The sequence below is a fragment of the Microbulbifer maximicatervae (SeqCode) genome (genome assembly GCF_052467825.1).
On record NZ_CP174327.1, the window covers coordinates 1,175,001 to 1,189,504 of the forward strand.

The 14,504-nt window shown below is 51.7% G+C and carries 15 protein-coding genes (1 of these 15 only partly in view); 8 read left to right on the top strand and 7 right to left on the bottom strand.

Annotated features, from left to right (window positions below):
* On the bottom strand, positions 1-166 hold the start of the coding sequence (locus tag ACJJII_RS05210; protein WP_444918537.1) for a hypothetical protein. Its footprint begins 422 nt before the window's first position; the window shows 166 of its 588 coding nt (coding positions 1-166); the start codon lies at positions 164-166; its stop codon lies beyond the left edge, outside the window.
* The gene (locus ACJJII_RS05215; RefSeq protein WP_444892304.1) at positions 163-666 is read right to left on the bottom strand and encodes an RNA polymerase sigma factor; all 504 of its coding nucleotides are present in this window, start codon (positions 664-666) and stop codon (positions 163-165) included. Before ACJJII_RS05215 ends, ACJJII_RS05210 begins: the two co-directional genes overlap by 4 nt.
* Positions 667-840: 174 nt before the next feature.
* Between ACJJII_RS05215 and ACJJII_RS05220 the strand changes: the two genes are divergently transcribed.
* The 3 genes from ACJJII_RS05220 (at position 841) to ACJJII_RS05230 (ending at position 3,022) form a co-directional block, all read left to right on the top strand.
* The gene (locus ACJJII_RS05220; RefSeq protein WP_413663737.1) at positions 841-1,284 is read left to right on the top strand and encodes a MarR family winged helix-turn-helix transcriptional regulator; all 444 of its coding nucleotides are present in this window, start codon (positions 841-843) and stop codon (positions 1,282-1,284) included.
* A 265-nt stretch (positions 1,285-1,549) separates the two neighbouring features.
* Complete coding sequence (locus ACJJII_RS05225; RefSeq protein ID WP_413663738.1) at positions 1,550-1,972, top strand: organic hydroperoxide resistance protein; 423 nt, start codon at positions 1,550-1,552, stop codon at positions 1,970-1,972.
* Between the two features lie 30 nt (positions 1,973-2,002).
* Positions 2,003-3,022 carry an alpha/beta hydrolase gene (locus tag ACJJII_RS05230; protein ID WP_444918538.1) on the top strand — a complete coding sequence of 340 codons (1,020 nt, stop codon included), beginning with the start codon at positions 2,003-2,005 and terminating at the stop codon, positions 3,020-3,022.
* Positions 3,023-3,064: 42 nt separating this feature from the next.
* Here ACJJII_RS05230 and ACJJII_RS05235 read toward each other — a convergent pair whose 3' ends face one another.
* The 5 genes from ACJJII_RS05235 to hutI form a co-directional block, all read right to left on the bottom strand.
* Entirely contained in the window at positions 3,065-3,466 is a 402-nt protein-coding gene (locus ACJJII_RS05235) for a RidA family protein (protein WP_444918539.1), read from the bottom strand.
* Positions 3,467-3,556: 90 nt separating this feature from the next.
* Positions 3,557-4,456, bottom strand: a complete 900-nt coding sequence (locus tag ACJJII_RS05240) for a LysR family transcriptional regulator (protein WP_444918540.1) — start codon at positions 4,454-4,456, stop codon at positions 3,557-3,559.
* A 130-nt stretch (positions 4,457-4,586) separates the two neighbouring features.
* The gene (gene hutG, locus ACJJII_RS05245; RefSeq protein ID WP_108734921.1) at positions 4,587-5,549 is read right to left on the bottom strand and encodes a formimidoylglutamase; all 963 of its coding nucleotides are present in this window, start codon (positions 5,547-5,549) and stop codon (positions 4,587-4,589) included.
* A gap of 287 nt (positions 5,550-5,836) precedes the next feature.
* Entirely contained in the window at positions 5,837-6,952 is a 1,116-nt protein-coding gene (locus ACJJII_RS05250) for a heparan-alpha-glucosaminide N-acetyltransferase domain-containing protein (protein ID WP_444918541.1), read from the bottom strand.
* Positions 6,953-7,433: 481 nt separating this feature from the next.
* On the bottom strand, positions 7,434-8,663 hold the full coding sequence (gene hutI / locus ACJJII_RS05255) for an imidazolonepropionase (protein WP_444918542.1): 1,230 nt from the start codon (positions 8,661-8,663) through the stop codon (positions 7,434-7,436).
* A 187-nt stretch (positions 8,664-8,850) separates the two neighbouring features.
* On the opposite strand from hutI, the gene hutC reads away from it, so the two are divergent.
* The 5 genes from hutC (at position 8,851) to ACJJII_RS05280 (ending at position 14,354) form a co-directional block, all read left to right on the top strand.
* Positions 8,851-9,561 (top strand): histidine utilization transcriptional repressor HutC, encoded by a 711-nt coding sequence (gene hutC, locus ACJJII_RS05260; protein WP_282930784.1) that lies wholly within the window; start codon positions 8,851-8,853, stop codon positions 9,559-9,561.
* 89 nt (positions 9,562-9,650) lie between these two features.
* Positions 9,651-11,327: a urocanate hydratase gene (gene hutU, locus ACJJII_RS05265; protein ID WP_444906916.1), complete on the top strand. Its 1,677-nt coding sequence runs from the start codon at positions 9,651-9,653 to the stop codon at positions 11,325-11,327.
* 267 nt (positions 11,328-11,594) lie between these two features.
* Positions 11,595-13,145 (top strand): histidine ammonia-lyase, encoded by a 1,551-nt coding sequence (gene hutH, locus ACJJII_RS05270; RefSeq protein WP_444918543.1) that lies wholly within the window; start codon positions 11,595-11,597, stop codon positions 13,143-13,145.
* 280 nt (positions 13,146-13,425) lie between these two features.
* Positions 13,426-13,758, top strand: coding sequence for a hypothetical protein (locus ACJJII_RS05275; RefSeq protein WP_282930781.1), 333 nt, complete (start codon positions 13,426-13,428; stop codon positions 13,756-13,758).
* 95 nt (positions 13,759-13,853) lie between these two features.
* Positions 13,854-14,354 carry a hypothetical protein gene (locus ACJJII_RS05280; RefSeq protein WP_282930780.1) on the top strand — a complete coding sequence of 167 codons (501 nt, stop codon included), beginning with the start codon at positions 13,854-13,856 and terminating at the stop codon, positions 14,352-14,354.
* Positions 14,355-14,504 lie beyond the last annotated feature (150 nt).

The window sequence follows — 14,504 nt, forward strand, 5'->3', positions numbered from 1 at the left end:
CCCCAGCTATGGCAAGAAGATACTCAAAAGCGACCGCCAATCGCATTCGTCGCTCCTGGCGACGCACCCAATTCAGCACTGTAGTTGGGATTTCTGCGCTAGTCTGTTGCCCCTTCCAGATACTTTCCAGCTCTAGCCACTGTTTTTCTGTGTCTGCTTCATTCATTTTGCACTTCCCAAAAGGCAGATATTGAGACGCTCTTTTGCCCGGTTGAGCCGCACTGCAATATTGGACTCGGTAATACCCAGAACTTCAGAGATTTCCGCATAGCTCAGGCCTTCCAGGCGAAGAGTCAATGTCTGCCGGAGTCCTAAGGGTAATTTCTGCACTGCACGAACCAGCTGTTCAGACTTGCGTTCGGCTACCAGTCGCTCTGCCGGGCCCGGCTGGTGGTCCTCAAGCTCCAGTAATTCATCATCACTCCCATGATAAGGTTTCCTACGGGTCAGCTCGGTCACACAGCGGTTATGTGCGATACGATATACAAAGGTTTTTAAGCTAGCATCACCGCGAAATGTCGGCAGGGCCCGCCAGAGCCCCAGCCAGATTTCCTGTAACAGGTCATCATGCTCGGCTTTTGATCGCACATAGCTATGTACCAGCCGGGAAACCCCTTCAGTATATTCCGTAGTCGCTTGTTGAAATAATTGATCCCGTAATTCCACCGGCCACTCCATCGTCTATGAAAATTACTGTACCGGCTTCAAATAAAACCTTACAAAAAGTTTCGCTGCTCTCGATTGGCAGTATGTGTCGGTTCTGGAACAATGAAGGAGCGTGGTAAGTCCATACTTGCGCTACACTGGCGCAAAACTGCCACCGGTAAGTAGGGTGTGCCTATGGCCAAGTCCATAAACGAAGACCAAAAACTCGATAACCAACTTTGCTTCAGCCTTTATTCTGCCTCCCTGGCAATGAGCAAGATGTACAAGCCTCTATTGGAGACACTGGGAATAACCTACCCCCAGTACTTGATGATGCTGGTGCTCTGGGAAGACGATGGAATCACCGCTACGGAGCTGAGTCTGCGGCTTGGCCAGGATAAAGGTGCCCTAACGCCAGTTATCAAACGACTGGAGAATCAAAAGCTGATCAACCGCCACCGAGACCCGGAGGATGAGCGTCGAGTCATTATCGAGCTGACTGATGCCGGTAGGTCGATGCAAAAAGAAGCTGCTTCAATTCCCACTCAAGTGCTGAATGCCTGTGGCTTGAATCCTCAGTCTGCACGGGCGCTAAAGACGCAAATAGAGACGCTTCGCCAATATTTAGCGAACCCCTAATCTTCGCCTCTTTTATCGCCCCGCCATTAGCGGGGCCCCCGCTTTGACTCCATTTGTTATAGCTATCGTCCTTATAGCGAAATTTAATTATCGCAATAACAGTTATCGCAATAACTTTATCTGGCGTCCAAGCTGACGCGCTGTTTAGAAGCTGACTTAGAAATCCGGACTACTACCCCCAGCTCAATAAATCCAGCGGGAAAAGTACTGGACTCCATTCCAGGCGGCTTCTGACAGACAAACACACATCAATGAGGACAGGTTAATGCAAACAGTTTACACCGCAGTAGCAACCGCAAATGGCGGCCGTGATGGCGAAGCTCAATCATCAGATGGAAAGTTAAGCGTCAAGCTCAGTATTCCCAAAGAGCTTGGCGGCCCCGGTGGCGATGGCACCAACCCAGAGCAACTGTTTGCTGCGGGTTACTCTGCCTGCTTTATTGGCGCTCTTAAGTTTGTCGCCGGTAAAGAGAAAGTAAAAGTCCCGGAAGAAACCACTGTGCGCGCTGAAGTTGGAATCGGTCCCCAGGGTAAGGGGTTTGGTCTGGATATTGACCTCTATATCGATCTTCCTGGCCTGGATCAAGCGACGGCAGAAAAAATTGCCAACACCGCTCACGATGAAGTTTGCCCTTATTCCAATGCAACCCGAGGCAATGTTGATGTGCGCCTGCACATATCTTCTTAAGCAACCGGTAGAGAATTGAAGGTATCCGTTATGAATGGCTTAAAAGTTTCCAAGCTGGCACTACCCCTTTTCTTTGCTCTAGGTATGACTTCTGCATCTGCTTCTATTTCCCCTGGTGTTGAGCAAAATACCCAGGGGTTCCTTCAAGCTCTGGCACAAGGTGGCGGCAAACCCATTGAGCAACTATCACCAAAAGATGCCCGCGCCGTCCTGGTCGGAGCCCAAGAGGGTGCGCAACTGCCGCCCGCTGAAGTCAGCAAGAAAACCATTACGGTTAATGGAGAAAAGCTGGAACTGACTATCGTTAAACCGAAAAACACCCGGGGCCAGATTCCCGCCTTTATGTATTTCCACGGCGGAGGCTGGGTCTTGGGTGACTACCCAACCCACGAACGCTTGATCCGCGACCTGGTTCAACGCTCCGGCGCCGCTGCGGTATATGTGGATTACACCCCATCTCCAGAGGCCAAGTACCCGACTGCAATTAACCAGGCTTATGCGGCTACCCAGTGGGTCGCGGAGAATGGCGAAAAGATCGGGGTCGACGGTTCCCGTCTTGCCGTGGCCGGTAACAGTGTCGGTGGCAATATGGCAGCCGTGGTTGCCTTGATGGCGAAAGAGAAAGGAACACCGGATCTGCAATTCCAACTGCTGCTCTGGCCGGTTACCGATGCCAACTTCAACAACGCTTCTTACAAGCAGTTCGCCCAGGATCACTTCCTCACACGGGATATGATGAAGTGGTTCTGGGATAACTACATTACCGACCCCAAACAGCGCAACGAGATCTATGCTTCACCTCTGCGCGCAAGCAAAACCCAGTTGACCGGCTTACCTCCAGCTTTGGTGCAGACTGCTGAGATGGACGTGCTGAGAGATGAAGGGGAAGCTTATGCCCGCAAGCTTAACGACGCTGGTGTGACCGTAACCGCTGTTCGCTATAACGGCATGATTCACGACTACGGCCTACTAAATGCCTTGAGTGACGTGCCCGCCGTGCAGGATGCTCTTGATCAAGCAGGCTCCGAGCTGAGGGAACACCTCAAGTAAAACCAAAATGCCCCGCAATGCGGGGCTTTTTTATTCAGGCACTTAGAGCAGGGTTTTAGCCACTGCCTCAATCTCTATCAATGTCTGTGGCGATGCCAGGGACGCGACTCCCACTCCCGTGATTGCCGGACGGGTTGTACCCAGATACTTGGCTAGCACGGGAGCTATTTTCTCCAGATGCTCGCTCACTTCTCCACGAACATAGATGCGCAACTGTAGGAGGTTCACTACAGAGGATCCGGCCTCATCCAACACCGTCAGCAAATTTTGCATGGCACTTTCTGCCTGTGAATCAATCCCTATGTTTTTAACTTCACAATTACTATCCCAATCCACCTGACCCGATACAAATACCAAGCCTGTTTTTGTATCAACTCGGGCGTGGGAGAGACAGGAAGAGCTGCCATCATAAAGTGAAGAAGGATTAATATTCAGAATACTCATAACGGACCTGTACGCTTTCTAGCCATGAAAAAATCATAGTAGAAAGGCAGCTTTGCCAAAGCTATGGGGTAAAGCTTGTTACGGATACAATCAGGAAGCCATTGACTTAGAAAACCGTTGGTGCAGATCATTGAGAATCCAACTTACCAATGGATCATTTTCCACTCGGGGATGAAAGGCGGCTACAACTTCATAGCCAGGTGGATACTTATCCAAGGTAATTTCCACCAAGCCCTCACAAGGCATCAACCTAGAGGGAATAAAGGCCAGGGTATCCGTCCTTTTCAAGAACTCCTGGGCTATATAAAAAGAGGGCGCCGAAACAACAATCTCTCTTTTTAGACCTTGCCCCTCTAGCCAACGATCGGCTGAACCGCGCAAGCCTCCAACCCCTGGCGATGTAATCACAAAATCAGATTGCATCAACTGATCAATAGGGACCAACTCATCTAAACTATACATAGGATTAGCCGATATACAGACATAACGCTCATTAAAGAGCACCTGTGTATTAATTCCATCAGGCACATACCCCGCTGATGTGAAAGCTAAGTCAATTTCTCCCTGATGCATTTTCTGGGTGAGCGAGACGCTTTCAATATTAGTGACAATAAATTTCACTTTCGGCGCATATTGCCTGACCCTTTGGATCAACTCGGCAACAACCACTTTTTGCGCGTAATCTGTAGCAGAGATCACCAGGGTCCGGGAAGTCTGGCTTGAATCAAGAGAACCCGGGGCGGGAATCTCACTGAGTAACGTCAGCACCTGTCGAATCTGTGGCTCTATAAATTTTGCATAACTGGTGGGAGCCATCCCATGCCCAGTGCGCACAAATAGATCATCCCCAACTATTTTTCTAATCTTCTTCAGCTGCAAACTGACAGCTTGCTGCGAAACCTGCAGATGCTCTGCTGCAAGGGAGATACTTTCAACCCTGAATAGTATTTCCAGAGTTTTTAAGTGATTAATTTCAAGATCTTTGATCATATCAACTACAAAAGCGGAGCTTTCTGCCAGTCACTTACGGCTGTAGATAAAGATTAAAATAGTAGTTTCTAATACTGAAGTTAACGCGACCTCCAAAGCCATAGTGGCCGCGCTGTATTATTAAAAATACTCAGGGGATTTTTCTGGCCGCACGATTTGCAATTTGAAATCCCAGGCGGGCCGCGGTACGCGCACCATGATCCTCAATATCGAAATAAGGATTAAATTCAGCGATATCCGCCAAACAAACTTTATTGGACTCCAAAACGGTATCCAGCAAGACTTCCAAAAACTCCATGGAAACCCCCCTGCCAGAGGGGGCACTCACCGCTGGCATTACTGCCGCCGGCAATACATCCAGACATACCGTCAGATAAACAAAATCCACCTTCTCAATAAAGTCGCGGATTCGCGCCTGAACCGTATTCAGATTCCAGCTACTGATTTCACGATCCCGAATAACCTGGGCACCCAGCTCATCAGCTCTCTGGTAGAGAGCAGGTGTGTTGGCGTTATCCGCTGCTCCTACACAGAGATAATTAAATTCGCGGCCATTTATCCTGCACTGCTCTGCAATCTGGAAAAATGGCGTACCCGATGACCCCTTTGGTGCAGGTGTGCGTAAATCCAAATGCGCATCAAAATTGATAATACCCAGACTGCTCTCGCGGTGATGCTCGCGCATCCAGCGGGCAATCCCCTGATAACTGCCAAAAGCAATTTCATGGCCGCCTCCCAATACCAGTGGAAAGTGACCGGCACCGAGCAACTCATTGATACGGGCACCCAATAGCGATTGGGCAGACTCCAAGTCTTCCCGTTCGACCCTGACGTTACCCGCATCGTATAAGGGCGCATCAAAAGTTGCCGGCAAGTTCGCCATGGCCAAACGCAATATTCTCGGTCCCTTGGCCGCGCCAATTCGCCCTTTATTTCGACGCACACCCTCATCAGAAGCGAAGCCGAGAATAGTCAGGCCGGGAGGGTCATCCAATTGCAAAGGAGAAATCCGCTGGTGCCAGCGCTCACCTGCACGTCCATCCTCAGAGTCGGTGCGACCACTCCATAACTGCATATCAGCGAGCTGTAACATCAATACCTCCGAGGAAGATCTTTATTGGCTTCAAGCCCCCACTTTGTAGGCAAGTTGAACCGGAATATCCATTGGCCGTGCGCAATATGCGCGCGCAAACCTTCGCACAGCGGGCTGTGGGAACTGTAAAGCCCCAACGCGAAAGCTGCCGATACTTTTGGAAGTAGACGATCAAGCAATGCCCTCTGCGAGTACCTTAAAATATGTCACGGAAAAGAAGCATTTAAGTTGCGCTTCTACAACACTAACGTGCCGCATTTTTCAACAGCACGTGTTGCATGTCGGTACTATACCGCAGACCCTGCAGGCTGCTCCATAACTTTCCCTTTATGGGAACGGAAATTAACCCAAGCTCGAGTCCCAAAATGAGAAAGCAGAAGTACGATAAACATTGCTGTTAACGTACTGGCCATACCAAGCTGCTGGGAACCAACTAACATTAATCCCCATCCAATTATCAACCACTGAGCAATATAGAACGGAGTTATGTTTTTACCCCAAAACACCACTACGTCAATGAGCTTTCTGTTCTTTACTTTGTTTAAGAGAAAATTACTAATCCAAAGCCAAAGGAAAGTATAGCCAATAAGCAGAATAATTAGACCTGGGCCACCTCTCATGTTTTCGGCAAAGAAGTATTGCGTATTCAACATGATTAGAAGGCCACCTATGCTCATTAGGGCTAAGCCAATCCATATGCTGCGTGAGAACAATGCATCTATATTTTTTGTATTTTTAAACCAGTAGCCAACTGCCATGCCTGCGAGGGGATAGGCAAGCCAGGAAAATAACGGGAACATTACCCCTTCGCGCTTATTGCCAAAAAACAACTGTAAAATTTCGTCAATAACAACGGAGTTACTGCCGATATCCCAGACGAGTGAGGAGCCGAATGCTACGATAGCTGCCGCAGCGAGCCAGTATATAGGATGAGGCAAGAAGTGCCTGACTAGTGCACAAATAGCAAGCGCAAGGCCAGCAAACTGGAAAATATCTACCATAAGAAATTCACTCAGCGGTGTGTATTCTCCCAGTTGCTCTTGTGTGACAAGGCCAAACTGTAAAGAAAGCCACATAGGCACTGTGCCACGGGCGAAATTAAGTAAATACCCTATTGCAAAAAGACCAGCAGCACGAAACAAATCCTGTTTCAGACTCGGCTTCGAACTAAAGCCAATGAAAATACCCATAATCAGCATAAATGCTGAAGCTGCCGGAGTTCCCGCAGATACCTGGATAGCAACACCAATAGCACTGTCTGCCACGTCTGTTCGTCCATAATGATATAAGACGTGAATAGCAATCATAAATAGTACGGCAATGCCTCGGGTCAGATCAAAGGCCAAAATACGAGGATTTTCTTGCGGGAGCACCACTGCTCCTGAAAGACTGGAATTACTCATTTTCAAGAGCTCCTAGCTTTAGAGTAATGAATTTAGTGTGCATTAACTGATATAGAGATATTGCAAAGGCAAGATGCACTTCCTGTGAAAATGTAAGGTATACAAAAATCCTTATTACTTATTTATCGGTTACAGCCCCCTGATCATTAATGTTAAGAGGGGACCGTTTATTTATTCCGATTGTAAATCTAAAGAGGCTTACAGTTTATAAGTATGCCCTATTTATCAGCCAACGCTGTGACATTGGCTAGCAGTATCAAAAAGTGTCGCCCATTGTAAATACAAAGCAGCACTCATGAACTAAAAATAAAGTCCTCGATAGATACTAAATAGAGATCAACATTCCAATTCTCAGATAATAATGGGCGCAAAAACCTTATAAAAATTGTTGATAATATTGTTGCTCATTTAGCACCAACTTATCCTTATTTCCGATGTACATCCATCCTAAGAATCAACTTACCCGATTCTCAGTTGCATATCAGCAAGCTGTAACATCGCGCCCCTCCAGGAAAATTTTTGCAGGCTTTAAAGCGCCAACTTCATAAGCGAGCTGATCCGGGGTATCCATCGGCCAAAGAACAATATCTGCTCGCAGCCCCTCGCGCAGTACACCGCGAGAACAGCACAAACCCAATGCCCGAGCGGCTGCACGGGTAACACCTGCGAGAGCTTCTGCCGGAGTTAAGCCAAACAGCTGACAACCCATATTCATCATCAAACGTAGGGAAGCGATTGGACAACTCCCGGGATTAAGGTCTGTAGCCAATGCCATACAAACCCCCGCCTCGCGTAATTTTTCAATAGGCGGAACCTGGGTTTCGTGCAGCGTATAGAAAGCACCCGGCAGGAGGACGGCCACGGTGCCGCTTTCCGCCATGGCCCGGACATCCGCATCGCTGATGTATTCAATATGATCTACCGATAATGCCCCGGACTTTGCCGCCATTTCAGTAGCCCCTGTACGCGCCAACTGCTCGGCGTGCACTTTTACTGGCAGGTCCAGTTTTTTCGCTGCATCGATAACTCTCTGGCACTGATCGACAGTAAATCCAATCGTCTCGCAAAACATATCCACCGCATCGGCCAATTGCTCGCGGGCTACAGCGGGCAATATCTGCTCGCAGATAAGGTCGATATATTCATCGGCACGACCGTCGTATTCCGGTGGCAGAGCGTGAGCTGCCAGACAGGTCGTTACTATTTCCACTGAGTTGTGTTGCGCCAGGCGTCTCGCGGTGCGCAGTTGCTTTAGTTCAGTATCCAGGTCCAGGCCATAACCGGATTTAATTTCCACGGTTGTAACGCCTTCGGCCATCAGGGCGTGCAGACGGGGCTCAGCCAACTTATACAGGTTCTCGGCACTGGCACCCCTTGTCGCCCGCACGGTAGAAATAATACCCCCGCCAGAGCGAGCCACTTCTTCGTAACTCTCTCCCCCCAGGCGACGGGCAAACTCCCCTGCGCGATGGCCTCCATATACGAGATGCGTGTGGCAATCGATCAGGCCCGGAGTTGCCCATTGACCTTCGCCATCAACAATACGGTCTGGGGTGCACTCGGGCAGATCCCGGCGGGGACCAATCCAAACGATCCGACCTTTGGTTACCGCAATTGCAGCATCCTCGATAACACCGTAACCACCGGCAATGGATGGGTCCATTGTGGCGGCATTCAAATTGGTAATCAGCAAATCACAGCGTTCTGACATAAGCTTTTAGCGGCACGCTTTTCCTTTTAAACCATAGATGCTCGGCCCGATGACCGACAAACCAGTAACGGGCAGGATACAGCTCCCCTCTTCGACTTGACAGCCCGCAGCAGGGAAACCATAGTAACCGTAACCATTCTTGTATATACAACAATATACAAGCCACGGAAGCACTGTACCTGAGTCTATGAATACTGCAAGTGAACCCCGATACGCGGCCATCAAGCGCCATATCCGCCAACAAATTGAGTCTGGCGAGTGGCCAATTCACTCCCAGGTGCCCTCGGAGAACCAACTGGCACAGCAATTCAGTGTGAGCCGGATGACCGCAAGGCGGGCACTCACCGAGTTAACCGATGAGCGCGTTCTGATGCGCTCCCAGGGGCTGGGTACTTTTGTCGCCGAGCCGGTGCCCGCCAGCTCACTGTTGGAAGTGCGCAATATCGCCGACGAGATCTCGGCCCGGGGGCACAGTTACAGCAACCGCATTCTGTTAGCTCAGCCCTGTGTCGCCAGCGCCGATGTAGCCCTGGCATTGGAAGTGCCCGAACAGGCAAAAGTGTTTCACTCCATTATTGTGCACTGTGACAACGGCTTGCCGGTGCAGTGGGAAGAGCGGTTTACCAATCCAGCCTTGGCTCCAGATTACCTGGACCAGGACTTCGCCCACACCACCCCCAACGCCTATCTTTCCAAAGTCGCACCGCTGACCGAGGCCGATACAACCGTCGAGGCCATAGCTGCGGAAGCCGCTATCGCCCACGCTCTGGAAATTGCCCCCGGAGATGCGTGCCTCCAGGTTTGGCGGCGCACTAAATGCAGTGCCGGCACCGTGAGCTTCGCGCGCCTGGTTCACCCAGGCAATCGATACCGCCTCGGTGCACAACTGAGATTCTAGTTATTGATTTATCCCGCGCGCCCTGGGAAAAGAAACAATCAAATCCGGGACGTGTGAATTTTTTTACGAGAAAAATTGACGAGGAAGCTATGTCTACCGACAAACGCCACGATCCCAGCCGCAAAATCCGCGCGCCTCGCGGCAGTGAGCTCAATGCCAAAAGCTGGCTCACCGAAGCTCCCCTGCGCATGTTGATGAACAACCTGGACGCCGAGGTAGCTGAACGCCCGGAGGACCTGGTGGTGTACGGTGGTATCGGCCGCGCCGCGCGGGATTGGGAGTGCTACGACAAGATTGTCGAAGTGCTGAAGCGCCTGGAAGACGATGAAACCCTGCTGGTGCAGTCCGGCAAGCCTGTCGGAGTCTTTAAAACCCACGCCGATGCACCCCGGGTATTAATTGCCAACTCCAACTTGGTACCCCACTGGGCCAACTGGGAACACTTTAACGAGCTGGATAAAAAAGGCCTGGCCATGTACGGCCAGATGACTGCCGGCTCTTGGATTTATATCGGCTCCCAAGGCATCGTCCAGGGTACCTATGAAACCTTTGCCGCCGTCGCACGCAAACACTTTAATGGCGAAGCGAAAGGCAAATGGATTCTTACCGGTGGCCTCGGCGGCATGGGTGGCGCTCAGCCACTGGCGGCGACCATGGCCGGTTTCAGCATGATCGCAGTAGAGTGCGACGAAACCCGTATCGATTTCCGTCTGCGCACTGGCTATGTAGACAAAAAAGCCACCAGCCTCGACGAAGCCCTGCAAATGATTGAAGCCGCGATGGAAAAAGGCGAAGCCATTTCCGTTGGCCTGCTGGGCAACGCAGCAGATATTTTCCCGGAAATTGTAAAACGCAATATTCTGCCAGATTCGGTTACCGACCAGACTTCCGCTCACGATCCTTTAAATGGCTACCTGCCCCAGGGCTGGACCATGGAATACGCAGCGGAGATGCGCAAGAAAGATGAAGCCGCAGTAGTAAAGGCAGCCAAACAGTCTATGGCGGTTCAGGTTGAAGCCATGCTGGAGCTGCAAAAGCGCGGAGCCGCAACCCTCGACTACGGCAACAATATTCGTCAGATGGCTCTCGAGGAAGGTGTGGAAAATGCCTTCGATTTCCCCGGTTTTGTACCCGCTTATATTCGCCCTCTGTTCTGCGAAGGTGTCGGTCCTTTCCGCTGGGCGGCCCTGTCCGGCAACCCGGAAGATATCTACAAGACCGATGCCAAGGTTAAGGAACTGATTCCCGACAATCCGCAGCTGCACAACTGGCTCGATATGGCCCGCGAGCGGATTCACTTCCAGGGACTGCCCGCACGTATCTGCTGGGTGGGCCTGAAAGATCGCGCGCGTCTGGCACTGGCATTTAACGAAATGGTAGCCAACGGTGAATTGGAAGCACCGGTAGTGATCGGCCGCGACCACCTCGACAGCGGCTCTGTAGCGAGCCCCAACCGCGAAACTGAAGCCATGATGGATGGTTCCGACGCTGTCTCCGACTGGCCGCTGATGAATGCCCTGCTGAACACTGCCTCCGGCGCTACCTGGGTATCCCTGCATCACGGTGGTGGCGTAGGCATGGGCTTCTCCCAGCACTCTGGGGTGGTCATTGTCTGTGACGGTACCGAAGCTGCGCGCAAACGTATCGAACGGGTTCTCTGGAATGATCCCGCCACCGGCGTAATGCGCCACGCCGATGCCGGTTACGAGATCGCAAAAAAATGTGCAAAAGAGCAGGGCCTGGACCTGCCCATGCTGAACGACTGATTTTTTACCGCAATAAAAATACCGCCGGCGGAAATCTTTTACAGCCCGAATAATTTTTATCGGGCTGCGCTGCCGGCGCCCAACAGGGTGTTGAAAAAGCCAACAAGCGACTTTTTCAAGCCATCTTTGCGGCACATGTCCACAAAGATGGGCACTCAAATCAAGCAATTGCAGTGCTTGATTTTGCGGCAGGCGCTTTCGCACCGCCCGCGCAGGCTGTTTTTCAACAGCCTGCTAAGCAGTAAATATTTTTTGGTGAATGAATTTATGTATCAATTGGAAATCGATCCCGGTCAATTGAGCCTTGCGCAACTGCGCCGCGTAGCCCGCGAGTCGGTGCAGCTGTCCCTGGCGAAAAGCGCCTACCCCGCTATTGAAGCCTCTGCCCACACTGTTGCCCAGGTTATTACCGAGGGGCGCACGGTTTACGGAATTAATACCGGTTTTGGTTTATTGGCCAACACCCGCATTGAAAAGCACGACCTGGAAAACCTGCAGCGCGCTATTGTACTGAGCCATGCCGCCGGTACCGGCAACTTTATGAGTGAAGTCACCGTGCGTCTGCTGATGGTGTTGAAAATCAATTCGCTCGCGCGCGGCTTCTCCGGTGTGCGCCCACAGGTTATCGAAGCTTTAATGCAACTGGTCAATGCCGGTGTCTACCCCGCCATCCCTGAGAAAGGCTCTGTAGGCGCTTCTGGCGATTTGGCGCCGCTGGCTCATATGAGCGTGGTACTTCTCGGTGAAGGGGAAGTATTTATCAAGGGCGAGCGCAAGAGTGCTCACGAAGGCCTCAAAGCCGCGGGGCTTGAGCCCATTACACTGGCTCCCAAAGAAGGCCTCGCCCTGCTAAACGGCACCCAGGCTTCTACCGCCTTTGCCCTGCTCGGCCTGTTCGCCAGTGAAGACTTGTTCGCCGGCGCCCTGGTAACCGGTGCTATTACTCTGGAAGCCGCCAAAGGCTCACGCCGCCCCTTCGATGATCGTATTCACAACGCCCGCGGCCAACAGGCTCAGCGCGACGTAGCGGCAATTTATCGGGACCTGCTCGCTGAAACCAGCCAGATCGGTGATTCCCACCAGTTCTGTGAAAAAGTGCAGGACCCCTACTCCCTGCGCTGTCAGCCCCAGGTAATGGGTGCCTGTCTGCAGCAGATGCGCTTCGCTGCCGAAGTATTGTTGGCCGAGGCAAATGGTGTTTCCGATAACCCGCTGGTATTTACCGACGAGGAAAATCCGGATAACTCCGACATTATTTCCGGCGGTAACTTCCACGCGGAGCCTGTTGCTATGGTCGCCGACAACCTGGCGCTGGCATTGGCAGAAATCGGCTCCCTATCCGAGCGTCGCATGGCGCTGTTGATCGACAGCAACCTATCCGGCCTGCCTCCCTTCCTGGTGGAAAATGGCGGGGTGAACTCCGGCTTTATGATCGCCCAAGTCACCTCAGCGGCGCTTGCCAGTGAGAACAAATCCATGGCACACCCAGCCTGCGTGGACTCACTGCCCACCTCCGCCAACCAGGAAGACCATGTATCCATGGCCACCTTTGCTGGCCGTCGCCTGCGGGATATGGCCGACAATACCTGTGGCATCCTGGCGGTGGAGCTACTCGCTGCCTGCCAGGGACTGGATTTCCGCGCGCCGTTAAAATCCACGGAAAAACTGGAGGCCGCCAAGGCAAAACTTCGCGCCCGAGTACCTTTCTATGACAAGGACCGCTACTTTGCCCCGGATATTGAAGAGGCAAAGCAGTTGCTGAGCAGCGGCGCCTACTTAGAGTCAATAAACCCCAATCTCCTGCCCAGCAGTCACTAGGTTAAAAAACCTTCATGGCTTGATTCGCGCATTGCGAGAGAACCATTTTTCTCACAATGTGCGAATTTTTAGTGGTTTCACCCGCCTGCCGACCTTACCTTTTTTGACTCCGAACAAGTGGGTCTATCAAATCGAAACTGAAGAGTTTCCATCAACCAATACAGACCTGCCTCGGTATTCAGCTTTGCTAGAACATTTACTCTGCCCCGTGATGATTCACGCGACAAAAATGCTAGGCTGAATGTAGAAGTGTTACCCGCCAATAGGTGTGGAGGTCTTGATGAAACCGCTGCCCACTAGATTGCTGCGAGGCTCAGGTTGTGCGCTCGCCATCGCAGCAGGACTGGCTCTATCGGCCTGTAATGGAACATCCGGCTATCCCTGCGGAGGCAACGATTGTTCCGCCAGTTATTACGGATACAGCCCTTATTACAACAAGACGTATTACAACCTGCGTGGCCGCTATGCCCACTGCCACCCGGATGGCACCTGTCACAATATGCAGCACTGTAACTTCTACTGGGACGGCAACTTTTATCGCCTGAGACCGCCTGCGGTTGTAAATACCCAGTATCAAATTGTCGATCCACCGCCGCGCGCAAGACCTTACTAAGTCTGAGATTCTGTGCTCGCCTAGTTGGCGCGCCTAGGGGCTTGGCCCCTGCCGGGCCTCTCCGGGGGGAAATTCCACTTACCGGAGAAAGCACTATGAATAGAGCTGTAAAAACGGTGATTCTCACCGCCACGGTGTGCACAGCCCTAGCCCTGGGTGCCTGTGCCACCGATGGTTACTACACCACCTACACCAGTTACGGTGGCCCAAGTGGAGGGCAAGTCGCTTACACCTCCTCCTACGCTTATCCCTATGCCACGCCCAACTATTACGCTTCGAGTAATGTCTATTTAACTTCCTACAGGACACCGGTTTACCAAACCGTTGGTTTCACTCCGGTGAATACCTATTATTACCGCGGTGGCTACGCCAGTTACCGATCCGCATCATTCCGCGGCCACCCTCGCTACCGGGCTCGCTATTACTATCGCGGAATGCCCTACTACAACCGTTTCTATTATCCTCGGTCACCCCACGCCCGCTACCGGGCCCATCACCGAGGCTATAGAAGTTATCACCGCGGCGGTTATCGCGGCTACCGGGGCCATAGAGGCCACTATCGTGTTCGCGGTGGACACCATCGCGGTAGACGCTAACTCCAAGCTTTATTAGGTAACTAACCCCGCTGTAGCAAACCATCAAAAGACGCAGCGGGGTTAGTTAATCGCCAACCTCAATACAACCGTCCGTTTAATTAGCCTTCTCCCTCCAATATCACTGTCGCCACTTTTAACAAATTGGCGCGC

Coding starts and splice junctions, on each gene's coding strand:
- ACJJII_RS05220 (WP_413663737.1), top strand. CDS start 841: ATGGCCAAGTCCATAAACGAAGACCAAAAACTCGATAACCAACTTTGC.
- ACJJII_RS05275 (WP_282930781.1), top strand. CDS start 13,426: ATGAAACCGCTGCCCACTAGATTGCTGCGAGGCTCAGGTTGTGCGCTC.
- hutI (WP_444918542.1), bottom strand. CDS start 8,663: ATGTCAGAACGCTGTGATTTGCTGATTACCAATTTGAATGCCGCCACA.
- ACJJII_RS05230 (WP_444918538.1), top strand. CDS start 2,003: ATGAATGGCTTAAAAGTTTCCAAGCTGGCACTACCCCTTTTCTTTGCT.
- ACJJII_RS05225 (WP_413663738.1), top strand. CDS start 1,550: ATGCAAACAGTTTACACCGCAGTAGCAACCGCAAATGGCGGCCGTGAT.
- hutG (WP_108734921.1), bottom strand. CDS start 5,549: ATGTTACAGCTCGCTGATATGCAGTTATGGAGTGGTCGCACCGACTCT.
- ACJJII_RS05235 (WP_444918539.1), bottom strand. CDS start 3,466: ATGAGTATTCTGAATATTAATCCTTCTTCACTTTATGATGGCAGCTCT.
- ACJJII_RS05250 (WP_444918541.1), bottom strand. CDS start 6,952: ATGAGTAATTCCAGTCTTTCAGGAGCAGTGGTGCTCCCGCAAGAAAAT.
- ACJJII_RS05240 (WP_444918540.1), bottom strand. CDS start 4,456: ATGATCAAAGATCTTGAAATTAATCACTTAAAAACTCTGGAAATACTA.
- ACJJII_RS05280 (WP_282930780.1), top strand. CDS start 13,854: ATGAATAGAGCTGTAAAAACGGTGATTCTCACCGCCACGGTGTGCACA.
- hutU (WP_444906916.1), top strand. CDS start 9,651: ATGTCTACCGACAAACGCCACGATCCCAGCCGCAAAATCCGCGCGCCT.
- hutC (WP_282930784.1), top strand. CDS start 8,851: ATGAATACTGCAAGTGAACCCCGATACGCGGCCATCAAGCGCCATATC.
- hutH (WP_444918543.1), top strand. CDS start 11,595: ATGTATCAATTGGAAATCGATCCCGGTCAATTGAGCCTTGCGCAACTG.